General features: G+C 67.0%; 16 protein-coding genes. 3 read left to right on the top strand and 13 right to left on the bottom strand.

Annotation, left to right across the window (positions count from 1 at the left end; genetic code table 11):
• The 7 genes from AB6806_RS13185 to AB6806_RS13155 form a co-directional block, all read right to left on the bottom strand.
• The gene (locus AB6806_RS13185) at positions 1-1,218 is read right to left on the bottom strand and encodes a phosphopentomutase (RefSeq protein ID WP_142019911.1); all 1,218 of its coding nucleotides are present in this window, start codon (positions 1,216-1,218) and stop codon (positions 1-3) included.
• 2 nt (positions 1,219-1,220) lie between these two features.
• Complete coding sequence (locus tag AB6806_RS13180) at positions 1,221-2,849, bottom strand: ABC transporter ATP-binding protein (protein WP_142019913.1); 1,629 nt, start codon at positions 2,847-2,849, stop codon at positions 1,221-1,223.
• Complete coding sequence (locus AB6806_RS13175; RefSeq protein WP_051987652.1) at positions 2,846-4,021, bottom strand: ABC transporter permease; 1,176 nt, start codon at positions 4,019-4,021, stop codon at positions 2,846-2,848. Before AB6806_RS13175 ends, AB6806_RS13180 begins: the two co-directional genes overlap by 4 nt.
• A gap of 2 nt (positions 4,022-4,023) precedes the next feature.
• Positions 4,024-5,112, bottom strand: a complete 1,089-nt coding sequence (locus AB6806_RS13170; protein ID WP_038360579.1) for a microcin C ABC transporter permease YejB — start codon at positions 5,110-5,112, stop codon at positions 4,024-4,026.
• 4 nt (positions 5,113-5,116) lie between these two features.
• On the bottom strand, positions 5,117-5,521 hold the full coding sequence (locus AB6806_RS13165) for a DUF4260 domain-containing protein (RefSeq protein WP_112763044.1): 405 nt from the start codon (positions 5,519-5,521) through the stop codon (positions 5,117-5,119).
• Positions 5,521-7,383, bottom strand: coding sequence for an extracellular solute-binding protein (locus AB6806_RS13160; RefSeq protein WP_112763086.1), 1,863 nt, complete (start codon positions 7,381-7,383; stop codon positions 5,521-5,523). Before AB6806_RS13160 ends, AB6806_RS13165 begins: the two co-directional genes overlap by 1 nt.
• Positions 7,384-7,557: 174 nt before the next feature.
• Positions 7,558-8,073, bottom strand: a complete 516-nt coding sequence (locus AB6806_RS13155; protein ID WP_038360584.1) for a c-type cytochrome — start codon at positions 8,071-8,073, stop codon at positions 7,558-7,560.
• 204 nt (positions 8,074-8,277) lie between these two features.
• Here AB6806_RS13155 and AB6806_RS13150 point away from each other — a divergent pair, with 204 nt between their 5' ends.
• From AB6806_RS13150 to AB6806_RS13140, 3 genes are all read left to right on the top strand, one after another.
• Complete coding sequence (locus AB6806_RS13150) at positions 8,278-9,012, top strand: 3-deoxy-manno-octulosonate cytidylyltransferase (RefSeq protein ID WP_038360587.1); 735 nt, start codon at positions 8,278-8,280, stop codon at positions 9,010-9,012.
• 75 nt (positions 9,013-9,087) lie between these two features.
• Positions 9,088-9,942, top strand: a complete 855-nt coding sequence (locus AB6806_RS13145; RefSeq protein ID WP_038360590.1) for a prephenate dehydratase — start codon at positions 9,088-9,090, stop codon at positions 9,940-9,942.
• 97 nt (positions 9,943-10,039) lie between these two features.
• Complete coding sequence (locus tag AB6806_RS13140) at positions 10,040-10,933, top strand: protein-L-isoaspartate O-methyltransferase family protein (protein WP_370954733.1); 894 nt, start codon at positions 10,040-10,042, stop codon at positions 10,931-10,933.
• Between the two features lie 36 nt (positions 10,934-10,969).
• Here the strand turns inward: AB6806_RS13140 and AB6806_RS13135 are convergent, their stop codons facing one another.
• From AB6806_RS13135 to mmsB, 6 genes are all read right to left on the bottom strand, one after another.
• The gene (locus AB6806_RS13135; RefSeq protein WP_133562488.1) at positions 10,970-11,275 is read right to left on the bottom strand and encodes a DUF6295 family protein; all 306 of its coding nucleotides are present in this window, start codon (positions 11,273-11,275) and stop codon (positions 10,970-10,972) included.
• 115 nt (positions 11,276-11,390) lie between these two features.
• Entirely contained in the window at positions 11,391-12,137 is a 747-nt protein-coding gene (locus AB6806_RS13130; protein WP_370954732.1) for a dienelactone hydrolase family protein, read from the bottom strand.
• 75 nt (positions 12,138-12,212) lie between these two features.
• The gene (hpxZ, locus tag AB6806_RS13125) at positions 12,213-12,614 is read right to left on the bottom strand and encodes an oxalurate catabolism protein HpxZ (protein WP_370954731.1); all 402 of its coding nucleotides are present in this window, start codon (positions 12,612-12,614) and stop codon (positions 12,213-12,215) included.
• A complete protein-coding gene (locus AB6806_RS13120; RefSeq protein ID WP_370954730.1) occupies positions 12,611-13,789 on the bottom strand; it encodes an amidase in 1,179 nt (392 codons plus the stop codon). Before AB6806_RS13120 ends, hpxZ begins: the two co-directional genes overlap by 4 nt.
• A gap of 51 nt (positions 13,790-13,840) precedes the next feature.
• Complete coding sequence (gene nudC, locus AB6806_RS13115; protein WP_038360602.1) at positions 13,841-14,797, bottom strand: NAD(+) diphosphatase; 957 nt, start codon at positions 14,795-14,797, stop codon at positions 13,841-13,843.
• 43 nt (positions 14,798-14,840) lie between these two features.
• Positions 14,841-15,728: a 3-hydroxyisobutyrate dehydrogenase gene (gene mmsB, locus AB6806_RS13110; protein ID WP_038360605.1), complete on the bottom strand. Its 888-nt coding sequence runs from the start codon at positions 15,726-15,728 to the stop codon at positions 14,841-14,843.
• Positions 15,729-15,757: the final 29 nt, after the last annotated feature.

Below are 15,757 nucleotides of genomic sequence, written 5' to 3'. Positions count from 1 at the left end.
CTACCAGTGACGGCCGGGTCCGACCGGCCCGATCCCGAGCCAGATTCCGAGGCTGGCGGCGATGTCGGCGAAGCTCTCGCGCCGCCCGAGCGGCGTGAGCGGGATACCGGGGCCGAAGGCGAGGATCGGCACATGCTCGCGGGTATGATCCGTGCCGGGCCAGGTCGGATCATTGCCATGGTCGGCGGTGATCACGGCGATGTCGCCAGGGCGCAGCGCCGCTTCCAGATGGGGCACCAGCCGGTCGAAGGCTTCGAGCGCCGCGGCATAGCCGGGCACGTCGCGGCGATGGCCGAACTCGGTGTCGAAATCGACGAGGTTGACGAAGCAGAAGCCGCCATCGGGCAGCCCGTCCCAGGCTTCGAGCGCCGCCTCGACCATCGCGGCGTTGCCGAAGGGCTTGATCTCCACGCCGGTTGCGCGGTGGGCGAAGATGTCGCCGATCTTGCCGACGGTGACGATGGGCCGCGCCAGCGCCGCGAGCCGGTCGAGGATCGTCTCCTGCGGCGGCGGGATGGCGAAGTCCTTGCGGTTTCCGGTGCGGGTGAAGCCCTCTTCCGGCGAACCGGTGAAGGGCCGGGCGATGACGCGGCCGATCCGGAGTGGGTCGACCAGCGTGCGGACCGTCCTGCACAGAGCGTAGAGCCGGTCGAGACCGAAATGCTCCTCATGCGCCGCGATCTGCAGCACGGAGTCGACCGAGGTGTAGCAGATCGGCTTGCCCGTCCGGATATGCTCTGCCGCGAGCTCATCGATGATCGCGACGCCGGAGGCATGCCTGTTGCCGAGGATGCCGGGCAGGGAGCCTTCCTTGACGATTCCAGCGATCAGTTCGGCCGGGAAGGAGTTCTCCAGCGCGGTGAAATAGCCCCAGCGGAAGCTCACCGGGCAGCCGGCGATCTCCCAATGGCCGGAGGGGGTGTCCTTGCCCTGGCTGACCTCGACGCCGTAACCCCAGCGCCCTTGCGGCTGGGCCGGCTTGGCGACGCCGGCGAGCGGGCGGCCCGTCGAGGCCTCGCAGGCATGGGCGAGGCCGAGGCGGAACAGGTTCGGCAGGTTCAGCGGCCCGCTGCGCAGCCCCTCCCGGTCGCCGCGTCCTTCCGCGCAGGCCTGCGCGATATGGCCAAGCGTGTCGGAGCCCGCATCGCCATAGGCGCCCGCGTCCTCGGCTGCGCCGCAGCCGACCGAATCCAGCACGATGAGCAGCGCGCGCGCCATGCTCACTCCCTGACGGCGTCGCCGCCGGCCGGCTCGAGATTGAGCGCGGCGGCGAGCAGCGCCTGCGTATAGGCCTCGCGCGGCCGGGCGAAGACCTCCTCGGCCGGGCCCTCCTCGACGACCTTGCCGTTCTGCATCACGACGAGCCGGTGCGAGAGCGCCCTGACCACCTTGAGATCATGGCTGATGAAAAGATAGCCCAGCTTGCGCTTCGCCTGCAGCCCGCGCAGCAGATCGACGATCTGCGCCTGCACGGACATGTCGAGCGCCGAGGTCGGCTCGTCCAGCACCACGAATTTCGGATCGAGCGCCATGGCCCGCGCAATCGCGATGCGCTGGCGCTGGCCGCCGGAGAATTCGTGCGGATAGCGGTCCATCGCTGCAGGGTCGAGGCCGACATCGGCGAGTGCCTGCGCCACGATCTCGCGGCGCCGCGCATAGGAAAGGCCCTGCTGCTGCACGCCGAGCCCTTCGGCGACGATCTCGGCCACGGACATGCGCGGCGAGAGCGAGCCATAGGGGTCCTGGAAGACCACCTGCAGGTCCTTGCGCTTGGGGCGAACCTGCTTGCTCGACAGCCCGTCGATGCGGTCGCCGAGGAAGACGATCGGCCCCTCGGAGGAGATGAGCCTGAGGATCGCGAGCCCGAGCGTGGTCTTGCCCGAGCCGGACTCGCCGACGACGCCGAGCGTCTCGCCCTCGCGCACCTTCACGGAAATACCGTCGACCGCCTTCACATGACCGGTGACGCGGCGCAGGAAACCCGACTTGATCGGGAACCAGATCTTCATCGGCCCGGCTTCGAGCAGCGTTGCCGCGTCGGGTGCGATCGGCTCGGGGCGTCCCTTCGGCTCGGCCGCCAGCAGGCGCTTCGTATAGGCGTGCTGCGGGTTGGCGAAGATCTCCGCGACCGGACCTTCCTCGACGACCTTGCCCTTCAGCATCACCACGACGCGATCGGCGATGCGCCTGACGATGCCGAGATCATGGGTGATGAACAGCATGGCCATGCCGAGCCGGCCCTGGAGCTCCTTGAGCAGCTTCAGGATCTGCGCCTGCACGGTGACGTCGAGCGCGGTGGTCGGCTCGTCGGCGATCAGCAGATCGGGCTCGTTGGCGAGCGCCATGGCGATCATCACGCGCTGGCGCTGCCCGCCGGAGAGCTGGTGGGGATAGGCGCCGAGCCGGCTTTCCGCATCGCGGATTCCGACGAGGCCGAGCAGTTCGAGCGTGCGGGCGCGCGCCTTCTCGCCGCGCAGGCCCTTATGCAGTTCGAGGATCTCGCCGATCTGCTTCTCGATGCTGTGCAGCGGGTTGAGCGAGGTCATCGGCTCCTGGAACACCATGGTGATGTCGTTGCCGCGCACCTTGCGCATCGCGTCCTCGTCGGCCGCGATCAGGTCCTGCCCCTTGAACAGCACCTTGCCGGAAGGGTGATGCGCCGCCGGATAGTTCAGGAGCTTCAGGATCGACAGCGCCGAGACCGACTTGCCCGAGCCGGATTCGCCGACGATCGCCAGCGTCTCGCCCTTGGAGACCTGGAAGGAGACATGGTCGACCGCGAGCGTGTCCCTGCCACCCTGTCGGAAGGCGACGGAGAGCTCTTCGACGGAAAGGAGAGGGGCCGTCATGCGAAGGTCTTCCGCGGGTCGAAGGCGTCGCGGACCGCTTCACCGATGAAGATCAGCAGCGACAGCATCAGCGCGATCACGGCGAAGCCGGACAAGCCCAGCCAGGGCGCCTGGAGATTGGCCTTGCCCTGCGCCAGCAACTCACCGAGCGAGGGCGAGCCTGGCGGCAGGCCGAAGCCGAGGAAGTCGAGCGAGGTCAGCGTCGTGATCGAGCCGTTCAGGATGAAGGGCAGGAAGGTCAGCGTCGCCACCATCGCGTTGGGCAGGAGGTGGCGGATCATGATCGTGCGGTTGGACAAGCCCAGAGCCCGCGCCGCCCTGACATATTCGAAATTGCGCGCCCGCAGGAATTCGGCGCGGACGACGCCGACCAGCGAAACCCAGGAGAACAGCAGGAGGATGCCGAGCAGGACGAAGAAGCCCGGCGTGATGATCGCTGCCACGATGATCAGCAGATAGAGCGCCGGTATCGAGGTCCAGATCTCGATCAGCCGCTGGAAGATCAGATCCGTCCAACCGCCGAAATAGCCCTGCACGGCGCCGGCCGCGATGCCGATCACCGAGGAGAAGGCGCAGAGGATCAGCCCGAACAGCACGGAGATGCGGAAACCGTAGATCAATCGCGCAACGACATCGCGGCCCTGGTCGTCGGTGCCGAGCCAGTTCCATTCGAGGTCGCGGCAGGTCGCCCCGCCATTGCGCTCGGCGATCGGCTTGCATTGCTCGTCCTTGAGCAGCCAGGTCGGCGGGGCCGGGGCGGGGACGGGCAGGTCGAGATTGTTGGTGTTGTAGCTGTAGCGGATCGGCGGCCAGATCGCGAAACCATGCGCCGCGATCTCCTTGGCGATCACCGGATCGCGGTAGTCGGTCGTGGCGAGGAAGCCGCCGAATTTCTCCTCGGGATAGGTCACCGCGACCGGGAACAGCCACTCGCCCTTGTAGCGGACGAGCAACGGCCGGTCGTTGGCGATGAATTCGGCGAAGAGTGACAACACGAACAGCGCCAGGAACAGCCAGAACGACCACCAGCCGCGTTTGTTGGCCTTGAAGTTGTTGAGCCGGCGCCGGTTGATCGGCGTCAGCTTGAGCCAGCCTTCATTCGCCTCGACCGGCGCGAGCGGCGCGTCGCTGCGGAGAGAGGGCGGCGGGACATCGAGCAGCGTGTCACTCATCCCTAGCTCTCCCGCGTCTCGAAATCGATGCGGGGGTCGACCCAGCTATAGGTCAGGTCGGTGATGAGATGCACGACGAGGCCGATCAGCGAGAAGATGTAGAGATTGGCGAAGACCACCGGGTAGTCGCGGTTGACGATCGCCTCGAAGGAGAGAAGCCCGAGCCCGTCGAGCGAGAAGATCGTCTCGATCAGGAGCGAGCCGGCGAAGAGCGCGCTGACGAAGGCGCCCGGAAAGCCCGCGATGACGATCAGCATCGCATTGCGGAAGACGTGGCCGTAGAGCACGCCGCGCTCGGTCAGGCCCTTCATCCGCGCGGTCAGGACGTATTGCTTCCTGATCTCGTCGAGGAAGGAGTTCTTGGTCAGCAGCGTCGAGGTCGCGAAGGCGCCGAGCGCCATCGCCGTGACCGGCAGGCAGATATGCCAGAGATAGTCCTTCACCTTGCCGATCAGGGAGAGGTCGCTCCAGTTGTCGGAGGTCAGTCCTCTGAGGGGGAAGATCTGCCAGAAGGAGCCGCCGGCGAAGAGCACGATCAGCAGGATCGCGAAGAGGAAGCTCGGGATCGCATAGCCGACGATGACCACCGCGCTCGTCCATGTGTCGAAGCGCGAGCCCTCCTTCACCGCCTTGCGGATGCCGAGGGGGATCGAGATCATGTAGGAGAGCAGCGTCATCCACAGGCCGAGCGAGATCGAGACCGGCAGCTTCTCCTTGATCAGCTGCAGCACCGGCGCGCCGCGGAAATAGGAGCGGCCGAAATCGAAGCGGGCATAGTCGGTCAGCATCTTCCAGAAGCGTTCGGGCGCCGGCTTGTCGAAGCCGAACTGTTTCTCCAGCTCCTTGATGAAGGCGGGGTCGAGGCCCTGCGCGCCGCGATAGGCTGATGCCTCGCCGCCATGGGCGCCGGCATCGCCGCCCTGGCCGCCGCCGACGCGGTCGGCCGCGCCGCTATTGGGGTTCTGGAGCTGCGAGATCACGCGCTCGACCGGTCCGCCCGGCGCGAACTGTACGATGGTGAAGGCGACCAGCAGGATGCCGAACAGGGTCGGCACCATCAGGGCGAGACGCCGGGCGATATAGCTCAGCATTCGCTCACTGCGCCTTTCCGGGCTGGCCGATGGTTCCCAGATGCGTGTGGTTGAACGCGCTCGAATATTTCAAGCCGTAGCCGAGTGCCCTGTCGAGGGTGATGTGAGCTGCCCAGATCAAAGCGAGGGCGAGCGCGAGGGAGGCTTGGACACCCCAACCGATGACCGCGAGAAGGACCGGCCAGAGCAGCGTGTGCCCGGCATTGTAGAGCACCGCGCCGAAACGCGGTCCGGCGAGATAGCCCAGCATTGTCAGATCGGGCGCCAGGATCAGGCTGCCGAACAGCCACCATGAGGCCCCCGACTTGTGAAACAGCCAGATGCAGAGCAGGCCGAGCGCGAGCCCTTCCAACCGCAGCAGCAGGCGCGGCGCGCCTTGAACCTGGCCGACGGAGAACGGTGCGGTCATCACGCCTTCCCGATCCGCTTGGCCTTCTCGGCGTCGTACCACCAGGTTCCCGGAGCGCCGGAGCTGAATTTCGGCTTGGTCTGCGGCCGGTCGAACATATCCCAATGGGCGAGCCAGACCTCGTCGTTCCACCACATCGGGATCCAGTAGCGGCCGGCGCGGAGCAGCCGGTCGAGGCATTTCGCGGCGGTGACGGCGTCGGCATAGCTGTGCGCCTGGCCGATCTTCTCGATCATCGCATCGACCGCCGGGTCGCTGATGCCGTTCTGGTTGCGCGAGCCGCGCGTCTTGGCCGCTTCCGAGCCATAGACGATGCGCAGCGTGTCGCTCGGAATGGCGCTGCCGCTGAGCGCGCGGGTGATGATGTCGAAATCGAACTCGTCGAGGCGGCGCTGATACTGGGCCGGGTCGACGAAGCGCGAGGTGGCATTGATGCCGAGGCGCTTCAGATTCGCCTGGAAGGGCTGGGTATGCGGCTGCAGCGCCGGGTTCGAATCGAGGAACTCGATCTCGAAGGGCTGCCCGTTCGGCAGCTTGAGCACATTGCCGTCGCGCTTGCAGCCGGCGGCGCGCAGCATCTCGTCGGCCTTGCGCAGCAGGTTGCGATCGCTGCCCGAGCCGTCCGAGACCGGCGGCAGCCAGGGCTCGCCGAAGACTTCGTCCGGCACCTTGCCGCGCCAGGGCTCGAGCAGCGCGAGCTCCGCGGGCGAGGGCTTGCCGACGGCCTTCGAATCCGAGTTCTCGAAATAGGAGGTCAGCCGCTCGTAGAAGCCGAACATGATGTTCTTGCGCGTCCATTCGAAGTCGAATGCGAGGCCCAGCGCTTCGCGGACGCGCGGATCGGCGAATTTCTCGCGGCGCAGATTATAGATCCAGCCTTGCGAGGCCACCGGTTCCGTCCGAGGCAGGGACTCCTTCCTGACCTTGCCCTCCTTCAGCGCCGGGAAGTCGTATCCGGTCGCCCAGATGCGTGAGGTGAACTCCTCCTGGAAGGTGATGACGCCGCTCTTGAAGCCCTCGAACGCCACCTGCCGGTCGCGGAAATACTCCCAGCGCACCCGGTCGAAATTATTGGTGCCGACATTCACCGGCAGATCCTTGCCCCAGTAATCCGGCAGGCGCTCGAACTCGATGAAGCGACCTTGCTCGAAGCGCCCGACCTTGTAGGGGCCGGAACCGAGCGGCGCTTCCAGTGTCGCGGCGGTGAAATCCCGCGTCGACCAGTATTTTTCGGAGAAGACCGGCAGGCTTGCGACGACCAGATGCAGGTCGCGGCTGCGCTTCGGCGACAACTGCACGATGGCGATGTCGTCGCCCTCGGCGCTGGCCGAGACCATCTCGTTCAGCGTCAGCCGGTATGAGGGGTGGCCCTTCTCCTTGAGGATGTTGAGCGAGAAGGCGACATCCTTCGCCGTGACGCGCGAACCGTCCTGGAATTTCGCCTCGGGCCTGAGGCGGAAGCGATAGGTCAGCCTGTCGGCGGAGACCGCGACGCTCTTGGCCAGGAGCCCGTAGAGCGAACCCGGCTCGTCGCCCGAACCGGCCATCAGGCTGTCGAAGCAGGCATCCATGCCGGCCGCACCGTCGCCCTGCAGCACGAAGGTGTTGAGCGTGTTGAAGGTGTCGAAGCTCTGGTTGCCGCCGGCCTGCTTGATCTGCAGGGTCAGCGTGCCGCCTTTCGGCGCCTGCGGGTTCACATAGGGGAAATGTGGGAAATCCGGCGGTAGGCCGAGCTCGCCGAAGGTCGAGAGCCCGTGCGATTCGGCTTCCTGTGCGAGCACCGTCCCGGACAGTTCCGGCAAAGCGGCCGTTGCCGCCATGACGCCTCCGGCTTCGAGCAGCCTGCGGCGTGTGATGCGCATCGCCATCGTCTCGCGTCTCCTTCTCCGATTCGCCTGTTCCTTGTCGCCCGTGGGCGCCGGAACGGCAATGGCGGTGATTATCGCCATGGTGAAGGCGGGAGCAGGGCACCGCAAGCAAAAGCCGGGCGTTAAGCCCGGCTCGGAAGGGTCAGCGAGAGGTGAGATCGAAACCGATCACTTCAACGTGCTGAGATAGGCGATCACGTCGGCGCGGGTCTGAGGATTGCTGATGCCGGCGAAGGACATCGCGGTGCCCGCGACATAGGCCTTCGGGTTCTTCAGGAAGTGGTCGAGCCCGTCGGCATCCCAGGTCTTGTCGTTGCGGCCTTTCATCGCAGCCGAGTAGCCGAAGCCCTCGACGGTGCCCTCGTTGCGGCCGACGACGCCGAAGAGATGCGGGCCGACCTTGTTGGCGCCGCCCTTCTCGAAGGTGTGGCAGGCCTTGCAGGCAGCGGTCGCCTTCTCGCCCTTGGCCGGGTCGGCCTTGGCGAGGCGGTCGGCGATCGGCGGATCTTCCACGGCCGCGGGAGCGGCGCCGCCGGCGGAGGCCGGCTCGGCGCTGGGAAGGTCGTAGCCCGGCACGGCCGGCTTATGCGGCGTGAAGGCGATTCCGGCGACCATCTGGAGACCCATCACCGCGAGGAGCGTGGACAGAACCGCGCCGGCGATCTTGTTGGCTTCGATATTCATCGTATCCGAACCCTGGACCCTCCGCGGCCGAGGCGCGGGAGACGAGATAGAGCCTTAGCCGAAGTCTTGAACGCCTCCAGCCTCGGATGCTGCTTAACCGCTTTGCGCGCCCGATTGCAACTCGTATAAGCGCGCTTCGTTTTGAGACCTTTCGACGCTGCTTCCCGTCCCGAAGCGGCATCCCAGCCGGACCCGCCGCCGATCATGCCGAATCCGCTGATTCTGATCCCCGCCCGCATGCAGTCGACCCGCCTGCCGGGCAAGCCGCTCGCCGACATCCATGGCGAGCCGATGATCGTGCATGTCTGGCGCCGTGCGATGGAGACGGGGCTCGGACCCGTCGTGGTCGCGACCGACACGCCCGAGATCGTCGCGGCTGTGGAAAAAGCGGGCGGTCGCGCCGCCCTGACGCGCTCCGATCATCCCTCCGGCTCCGACCGCATCAAGGAGGCCGCCGACATCGTCGATCCGCAGGGCCGCCATGACGTCATCGTCAACGTCCAGGGCGACCTGCCGACCATCGACCCGCAGGTGATCATCGCCTCGGTGGCGCCGCTGGAGGACCCCGCAGTCGACATCGTTACGCTGGCCGCCGTGATCACGCGCGAGGAGGAGAAGACCGAATCCAGCGTGGTCAAGGCGATCGGCAGCGAGATCGGCCCCGGCCGGATGCGGGCGCTCTATTTCACCCGCGTCACCGCGCCGGGCGGGGAGGGGCCGCTCTATCATCATATCGGCCTCTACACCTATCGCCGCAGCGCGCTCGACCGCTTCGTTTCGCTGCCGCCTTCGCCGCTGGAGAAGCGCGAGCGCCTCGAGCAGTTGCGCGCGGTCGAGGACGGCATGCGCATCGACATCATCGTCGTCGACGACGTACCGCTCGGCGTTGACACGCCCCATGATCTCGATCGCGCCCGCGCGATCCTGAAGTCCCGCTAAAGCCGTTCCAGCGAAGCCGCATCGCGGCTTCGCTGGAACGGCGAAGACAAGAAGCTGAGGAGCCTGAGAGACCCCATGTCCTTCGTCGTGTCCTACCAGGGTGAGCCCGGAGCCTTCTCCTCTCAGGCGGCTCTCCAGGTGTTTCCGGATTGCGAACTCCTGCCCTGTCCCACCTTCGAGGACGCGCTCTCAGCCGTCAGCGACGGCAAGGCCCGCTATGGCATGATCCCGATCGACAATTCGATCGCCGGCCGCGTCGCCGACATCCATCATCTGCTGCCGCGCTCGGGCCTGCACATCATCGGCGAGCATTTCCTGCCGATCCGCTTCCATCTGATGGGCGTCGAGGGCGCGACGCTGGCGACGGTCAAGGTGGTGCAGAGCCATATCCATGCGCTCGGCCAGTGCCGCAAGATCATCCGCAAGCTCGGCCTCAAGGCCGAGGTCGCGGCCGATACGGCGGGTTCCGCCCGGCAGGTGGCCGAGACCGGCGACGTAACGCGCGCCGCCATCGCCCCGCGCATCGCGGCGGAGGTCTACGGCCTCAACATCCTGATGGAGGACATCGAGGACGAGAAGCACAACACCACCCGCTTCGTCGTGCTCTCGAAATACCCGGAATATGCCCGCCAGGGCGCGGGCAAGACCGTGACGACGCTGATGTTCCGCGTCCGCAACATCCCGGCCGCGCTCTACAAGGCGATGGGCGGCTTCGCGACCAACGGCATCAACATGACCAAGCTGGAAAGCTACATGGTCGACGGCCTGTTCGCCGCCACGATGTTCTACGCCGATGTCGAGGGGCATCCGGACGACCCGGCGCTGCGGCGCGCGCTCGATGAACTCTCCTATTTCTCCAAGGAGATGAAGATCATGGGCGTCTATCCGGCGAGCGATTTCCGCTCGACCATCGAAGAGCCGGCGGAGTAGCGGCCGCGTGGCAGCGGATCGGTCGCTGTCGCCACGCGGCGATTGATCCGCGCCTCCGAAGCGATACCGTCAGGTGGCGGTGCATTTGGGGGCGAGCATGGCAGATGAGCGATCGGCAACCGCCGAGGCGCAGCGGATTGCGAAGCTGCGGGCTTTCTTCGCGCGCTACGTGGCGTATACGGGCGCCGTTCGCGATCCGCGCATCGAAGCCGCCTTCGCATCCGTGCCCCGCGAGCCCTTCGCCGGGCCGGGGCCGTGGTTCATCCGCGTCGCCAGCCCGTGGAGGCGGGGTCCCGAGCGCTCCGGCTATATCGAGACGCCGGATGCCGATCCCGCCTTTCTTTATCAGGATGTCCTGATCGCACTCGATCCGGCGCGGGGCATCAATATCGGCGAGCCCAGCCTGCATGCGCGCTGCCTCGACTGCGTCGGCGTCCTGCCGGGCGAAACCGTCCTGCAGATCGGTGCGGGGAGCGGCTATTACACGGCGATCCTCGCCACGCTCGCCGGCCCCGAAGGTCGGGTCTACGCCTACGAGATCGACCCCGCGCTTGCCGAGAGGGCGACGAGCAATCTCGGCCCTTGGCCGCAGGCGAAGGTGATGGCGCGGTCCGGGACGACCGATCCCCTCCCGAAGGCCGACATCGTCTATGTGAATGCCGGGATCAGCCACCCCAGCGTCAACTGGCTCGAAGCCTTGCACCCGGGCGGCCGGCTGCTGTTCCCGCTCCAGGCCGAGACGACGCACGGTGGAATGCTTCTCGTGGAGAAACCACAGGATGATGGATCGTCCTGGCCTGCTCGTTTCATCTCGCGGGCGAGTTTCATCGCCTGCCAGACCGAGCAGAACGCCGAGCTCGGCCGCGATCTGGTGGCCGCCTTCCAGCGGGGCGATATCGAGAGCGTGCAGTCGATCCGCTTCGATGGAGAGCCCGACGACAGCTGCTGGCTCGACGCAGGGAGCTGGTGGCTCTCGACCGCTCCGCCCTGAGTGCAGCGGCGGAAAAACCAGGCGGAAACAACCGCCTCAGGCCGCCCTGACCAAACTCGCCGGCGCGCCCTTGCCGCGCACCTCTGCCTCCTCGAATTCCGCCTCGGCGATCGCCCGCCCCAGCGCCGCATGCAGCGCCTTCGCAGTCTCGAGCGTCAATTCGACGCCGGCCCGCGCGCCGACATCGAGCGAAGCGTTGATGAAGTCCAGCGTGACGACATCCGCCAGCGGCGCGTGGCGGGCATGGTCATAGGCGACGACGGCCTGGGTCAGCGAAAACCAGTCATCGCCGCGCTTGGCCATGCCCTCGACCGGGACGATCTCGACAATCGACGTGCACATGATGGGCCTCCGATAGGAGCATTTTCGAGCGAAGTGGATACCGGTTCGCGTGAAGAAAATGCGAAAAACAAAAAGGTAAGATATTCCCGCGTTTTTGGAGAAACGCGGGAATATCTTACGACAGATGCTTTCCGAAGAACGCGAAGATCTTGCCCCAGGCGTCCATCGCCTGCTCGGGCCGGTAGATCGGGCGATTCCAGTAGAAGAAGCCGTGGCCGGCGCCGTCATAGCGGTGGAACTCGTAAGCCTTGCCGTGCTTCTTCAGCTCCGCCTCGTGCTGGTTCACCTGCTCTGGGCTCGGCGCGCGGTCCTCGTTGCCGAAGATGCCGATGAGCGGGCAGGACAAGCCCTCGGTCAGCGTGATCGGCGAGACCGGCGTCTTGGCGTTGAGATCCTCCGGCGCCATCACGACACGCCCGCCCCAGAGCTCCGCGCAGGCGTCGACGTCGTGCTTCTGGCAGGCATAGAGGAAAGCGTGCCGGCCGCCCGAGCAGGAGCCGAAGAGACCGACCTTGCCGTTGTGCTCCTTGAGCGCCCGCACCCATTTCACTGCGCCCTCGGTGTCGCCGATGACCTGCGCGTCGGGAACGCCGCCCTCGGCGCGCACCCTGGCCGCGACATCGTCCGGATTGCCGGCGCCGGCCCGCTCATAGAGATTGGCACAGATCGCGATGTAGCCGTGATGCGCGAAGCGCCGCGTCGTCTCGATATAGATCTCGCTCCAGCCCGGCAGATGATGGATCAGCACCACGGCCGGAAAGGGCCCCGGCCCCTCGGGCTTCGCGACATAGGCGGTGATCGGATCGCCCTTGTCTCCGCCGATGGTGACGTTCGTGCAGGTCATGCCCCGGTAGAATGACATCGGTGATCCTCCAGCAGTTCCGATCGGCACAGGAAACGCGGTCTTCAAGCCATCTTCATGACGCCGCCATGCGTCTCACCAGGGGCGCGGCTCCATCGTCGAGACATGGGCGGAGACGACCTTCCAGCCCAGATCGGGAAAGCGCACCCAGCTCTGGCTCTGGCGCCCGATGACGTCGCGGCCCCGGACCTTGAACTCCAGGTTCACGGTGGCGAAGTCGCGGCCGAGCGTCAGGATTTCCAGCCTGATCCGCTTCTCCTTGATGCCCGGTCCCGGCGGGCGGGCGACGCGGTGCGTGTGGATCTCGGAAAAGCCATAGCCGTTCTCGCCGAGAGCGTAGCGGATGGTGTGCGGGCTGTTCCAGAAGGTCGCGTCGAGAACGTCCACGTTCTTATCGATCAGCGCCTGTTCATAGGCCTCGAAGAGCGCGCTGATCTCGGCGACCACGTCGGGCAGGTTCGGGGTCAGGTCGGTCACGCCGCATTCTCCATGGCTTTGGCGACGGCGATCAGGCTGGCATCGCTGCCGCGCCCGCCGATGATGGACAGGCCGACAGGCGCCCCGTCGACGATGGCACCGGGCAGGCTGACCTGCGGATGGCCCGCCAGGCCGCCTTGTGCGCAGAGGCAGGTGATGCGGTCGCGCAGCGGTTGAAGCTCCGGCAGGGACAGGCCGCGCAGCGGCGCCGGGAACGGCGTCGTCGGCAGACAGAGGATCGTTCCGGCCGGCAGGAGATAACGCAGCCGCGCCCGGGCCTCCTCGCGCATCAGCGCGGCCCAGTTGCGCTCGCTCGCCGGAATCTGCGAGCCGGCGATCAGTCCGGCGGCGACGCTGAAGGCCATGCGCGGATTGTGCTGCTCGATCCAGGGCTTGAAGGTCTGCCAGGCTTCGGCCGGTTGCAAGCTGCGCTGGGCCCGCGCCCAGACCGAGAGCCCCTGCGGCGCCATGATCTCTTCACGCGGCGGCGAACCGACGATCCGCGCCAGCCGCTCGACCATGGGCTGCAAGGCGGCGGCGACCTCCGGGTCGGCGAAGCCGAAGGCGTCCACGGCGATGAGGAGCTTCGTCGGCAAACGACCTGGTTCCTCGCCCAGCATCACCGTGCCGACGCGCGCGAAGGTCGCCGCGTCGCGTGCGAACCACCCGGCGGTGTCGGAGCTCGGCGCCTGCGGCATCAGCCCGGTCAGGTCGAGCCGGCCATGCGTCGGCCGGATGCCATAGAGGCCGCAGAAGCTCGCCGGCACGCGCATCGAGCCGCCCGTATCGGTTCCGAGCGCGGTATCGCACAGGCCGGCGGCGACGGCAGCGGCCGAGCCGGAGGAGGAGCCGCCCGGCACGCGCTCGGGTGCGGCGCTGTTGAGCGGCGTCCCGTCGAAGGCGCTCTCGCCGAGGATGCCGAGCGACACCTCGTCCGTGATCGTCTTGCCGACCAGTTCGGCGCCGGCGTCGAGCAGCCTCTGCACGGCCCAGGCATGGCGTTCGGGCACGGGGTTGGCCCGGGCCCAGTCGTGATTGCCGCCGCCGGTCGGTATCCCCGCGACATCGAACAGATCCTTGGCCGCGAAGGTCAGGCCTGAGAGCGGCAGGCCCGGCTTGCCGGGAATCCGGGCTCGCGGGCCCGGTACGAAGGCGTTGACGGGGTCCGTCGACATCAAGGCTCCGAAAAGGCTGTTCGTTCGTCGCGACGCTAGGATGCGGAGACCCTAGACCCGCTCGCCCTCCAGGGCCCAGGCCCGGAGCAGCGTGTTGGCGATGGCGATATGCTGCGGGCAGGCGAGGCCGTCCGGATGGGTGCCGTTCAGCATCTGCAGCACCTCCTCGCGCGGGAACCAGCGGCCTTCCTCGAGCTCGGTCATGTCGAGGGTGATCTCGTCGCCCAACGCCTCGGCGATGCAGCCGAGCATGATCGAGGACGGGAAGGGCCAGGGCTGCGAGGCGAGGTAGCGGACCGGGCCGACCCTTAGTCCCGCTTCCTCCCAGCTCTCGCGGCGCACCGCGTCTTCCATCGTTTCGCCCGGCTCGACGAAGCCCGCGATGCAGGAATACATGCCCGGCGCGAAGCGCGCCTGACGTGCCAGCAGGCATTTGTCGCCACGCGTCACCAGCATGATCACGACCGGGTCGGTGCGCGGGAAATGCATCGCCCCGCAGACGCTGCATTCGCGCCGCCAGCCGGACGCGGCCGCCTTGGTCGGCCCGCCGCACTGCGCGCAGAAGCGGTGGCGCGCATGCCAGTCGAGCACGGCCTTGGCCTCGCCGAGCGGCCCGACCTCGTCCTCGGGAACGAGCCGCTTCAACGCGACCGAGCGCAGATCCGTCACGACGAGCTCGGGGCGCTCCTTCAGGGTCTCGGCCAGGGCCCGGTCGAGCAGCCGCCCGAAGCGCGGCGAGCCGTCCTCGGCCATGCCGAGGAAGATCTCCTCCTGCGCCGGGCCGAGCATTTCGGTCTCGCCATGGCTGAACCAGACCGAGAGCGTCTCGCCCTCGATTCGGTTGAGGATCGGCGTCTCGCCCGCCACGGCGGCGATCAGCGTGTCCGAACGGTGGCGCAGCGCGGTCACCGCATCCGGCTTGTTCCGCAAATCCTCGCGCCGGTCGAGCCGGTTGACCGCGAAGCCGGTGAGAGAGGAGCGTTCGCGGCGGAGGGGCGTGTCGTTCATGGGTCCGTCCTAGACCCGCGACACCCTGCCGCGCAAGCGTCTCTCACGCCTCTCCGCGACCGCGCAAAAGATGGATGATCCCGGAGAAATCCGTGCCGCCTTCGCCCCAGGCATTGTGCAGGCCGAAGAGCTGCGCCGCTGCCGCGCCCAGCGGGGTCGAAGCGCCCACCGCCTGTGCCGCTTCCTGCGACAATTTCAGGTCTTTCAGCATCAGCGCCGAGGCGAAGCCGGGCTTGTAGTCGTTGTTGGCGGGCGAGGTCGGCACCGGCCCCGGCACCGGACAATAGGTCGTGAGCGACCAGCACTGGCCGGACGAGGTCGAGGCGACGTCGAACAGCGCCTGATGCGAAAGCCCGAGCTTCTCGGCCAGCACGAAAGCCTCGGAGACGCCGATCATCGAGATGCCGAGGATCATGTTGTTGCAGATCTTCGCGGCCTGCCCGTTTCCGGCGCCGCCGCAATGCACGATCTTGCGGCCCATCTTGGCGAGGATGGGCTCGCCCTTGTCGAACGCTTCCGCCGTGCCGCCGACCATGAAGGTCAGCGTCGCGCCCTTGGCGCCGCCCGTGCCGCCCGAGACCGGGGCATCGAGCGAGAGGCAGCCGCGCTCGGCCGCCAGCGCATGCGCCTTGCGGGCGCTGTCGACGTCGATGGTCGAGGAATCGATCAGCAGTGTACCGGGCTTAACCGCCGGCAGGATGTCCGCCCAGACCGAGAGCACATGCTTGCCGGCCGGCAGCATGGTGACGACGATCTCGGCATCCGCGACGGCCTCCTTGGCGGAGGCTGCGATACCGACGCCGAGCTCTGCGGCGGCATGGCGCGATGCCTCGACGAGATCGAAGGCCTTGACGCTATGGCCCGCCTTGACGAGGTTCCCGGCCATCGGGCCGCCCATATTGCCGAGGCCGATGAAGGCGATGCTGGTCATGTCGCGTTTCCTTCCATTCCTGTTGACGG

It is taken from the genome of Allobosea sp. RCC_152_1, assembly GCF_041360765.1.
Classification (GTDB): Bacteria; Pseudomonadota; Alphaproteobacteria; order Rhizobiales; family Beijerinckiaceae; genus Allobosea; species Allobosea spartocytisi.
This window is presented reverse-complemented; position numbering and strand designations above follow the sequence as displayed.

What these genes read in the sequence shown, in the direction of transcription:
- AB6806_RS13165 (WP_112763044.1), bottom strand. Translation starts at nt 5,521, where the DNA reads ATGACCGCACCGTTCTCCGTCGGCCAGGTTCAAGGCGCGCCGCGCCTG.
- AB6806_RS13170 (WP_038360579.1), bottom strand. Translation starts at nt 5,112, where the DNA reads ATGCTGAGCTATATCGCCCGGCGTCTCGCCCTGATGGTGCCGACCCTG.
- AB6806_RS13145 (WP_038360590.1), top strand. Translation starts at nt 9,088, where the DNA reads ATGTCCTTCGTCGTGTCCTACCAGGGTGAGCCCGGAGCCTTCTCCTCT.
- AB6806_RS13185 (WP_142019911.1), bottom strand. Translation starts at nt 1,218, where the DNA reads ATGGCGCGCGCGCTGCTCATCGTGCTGGATTCGGTCGGCTGCGGCGCA.
- AB6806_RS13180 (WP_142019913.1), bottom strand. Translation starts at nt 2,849, where the DNA reads ATGACGGCCCCTCTCCTTTCCGTCGAAGAGCTCTCCGTCGCCTTCCGA.
- AB6806_RS13175 (WP_051987652.1), bottom strand. Translation starts at nt 4,021, where the DNA reads ATGAGTGACACGCTGCTCGATGTCCCGCCGCCCTCTCTCCGCAGCGAC.
- AB6806_RS13135 (WP_133562488.1), bottom strand. Translation starts at nt 11,275, where the DNA reads ATGTGCACGTCGATTGTCGAGATCGTCCCGGTCGAGGGCATGGCCAAG.
- AB6806_RS13130 (WP_370954732.1), bottom strand. Translation starts at nt 12,137, where the DNA reads ATGTCATTCTACCGGGGCATGACCTGCACGAACGTCACCATCGGCGGA.
- AB6806_RS13155 (WP_038360584.1), bottom strand. Translation starts at nt 8,073, where the DNA reads ATGAATATCGAAGCCAACAAGATCGCCGGCGCGGTTCTGTCCACGCTC.
- mmsB (WP_038360605.1), bottom strand. Translation starts at nt 15,728, where the DNA reads ATGACCAGCATCGCCTTCATCGGCCTCGGCAATATGGGCGGCCCGATG.
- AB6806_RS13140 (WP_370954733.1), top strand. Translation starts at nt 10,040, where the DNA reads ATGGCAGATGAGCGATCGGCAACCGCCGAGGCGCAGCGGATTGCGAAG.
- AB6806_RS13160 (WP_112763086.1), bottom strand. Translation starts at nt 7,383, where the DNA reads ATGCGCATCACACGCCGCAGGCTGCTCGAAGCCGGAGGCGTCATGGCG.
- AB6806_RS13120 (WP_370954730.1), bottom strand. Translation starts at nt 13,789, where the DNA reads ATGTCGACGGACCCCGTCAACGCCTTCGTACCGGGCCCGCGAGCCCGG.
- nudC (WP_038360602.1), bottom strand. Translation starts at nt 14,797, where the DNA reads ATGAACGACACGCCCCTCCGCCGCGAACGCTCCTCTCTCACCGGCTTC.
- AB6806_RS13150 (WP_038360587.1), top strand. Translation starts at nt 8,278, where the DNA reads ATGCCGAATCCGCTGATTCTGATCCCCGCCCGCATGCAGTCGACCCGC.